Annotated in this window: 2 protein-coding genes; one reads left to right on the top strand and one right to left on the bottom strand. The window is 26.8% G+C overall.

Going from position 1 to position 1,057, the window contains the following annotated elements; genetic code table 11:
• Window positions 1-404: PhoH family protein (locus GQX97_RS12355; protein ID WP_198391228.1), on the bottom strand; the 404-nt coding region annotated here is incomplete at its 3' end.
• Between the two features lie 352 nt (window positions 405-756).
• On the opposite strand from GQX97_RS12355, the gene GQX97_RS12350 reads away from it, so the two are divergent.
• The coding region (locus GQX97_RS12350) for a VOC family protein (RefSeq protein WP_157152221.1) at window positions 757-1,057 on the top strand (301 nt) is incomplete at its 3' end.

Raw genomic sequence — 1,057 nt, 5'->3', positions numbered from 1 at the left:
ATATCACTAGACAAAAGACTATACAAGGCATCATATACAGGTCTCATATACGGAGAAATCTTTTCTTTAAAATCACCAGGCAAATATCCTAAACTCTCACCCGCCTCAACAACAGGTCTTGTTATTATCATACGCTCAATCTTATTTTCTGCAAGCAAACTTATACCATAGGCAACAGATAAAAATGTTTTACCCGTACCAGCAGCACCTGTAGAAAAAACTATATCATTAAAAATCATCTTCTCTAAATATTCACCCTGAGAAATGGTTTTCATCTCTATGTTTCTTCCGAGRTAYGGSAGYTTTATACGCATATTAATTAAAGAACTCTCACGCTCTTTAAATATATTATCAGATATATTAATAACCTTTTCTAAAGAAATTTCGGTATTAGAAATATACATRTCTTTAAGTATATATATTACTTTTAGAGTGTCTTCTATATTTGAATAGCTACCCTCTATAGTTAATTCATTTCCCTTTGGATATATTGAAACATTAAATTTATTCTCTAAAACTTGAAGATTTTTATCCTCTGCACCGCAAATGGAAATATATGCTTCATAATCTTTAAACTTTACTTTATTGTCTAATCTTTTTTTMTTTATATTATTATCCTTATAATTTTATTGTATTATAATATAGTACAAAAAAATTAATTATTGTCAATATTACATACATCAAAATTTAGATTATGGAATATATAAATAAATTTGTTATAATTTATATTAGAAAATAACAAACGGAGTATTATTAATGATTAGAGAAGTAATGCATATAGGCATCACAGTAAGCAATATRGAAAAATCTATACATTTTTACAAAGACATATTAGGGCTAACTTTTAAAGGCGAAGCYATGATGGAAGGCAAAGAAACAGATTTATTATTTAATATGAAAGGAGTAAAAGTAAAAATAGCATACCTTAATGGAAGCGATAATATAATAGCTCCTCCAATAGAGCTTTTGCAATTTATAAATGAAGAAGCTAAAAAAGATACTTCTCAATTAAACAAAATATCTATTTCTGAGATTTGTTTTAGAGTTGAGAATATAG

Origin of the sequence: Brachyspira sp. SAP_772 (assembly GCF_009755885.1) — a bacterium.
Classification (GTDB): Bacteria; Spirochaetota; Brachyspiria; order Brachyspirales; family Brachyspiraceae; genus Brachyspira.
The sequence above is the reverse complement of the archived record's forward strand: the minus strand, read 5'-3'. Positions and strand labels throughout refer to the sequence as shown.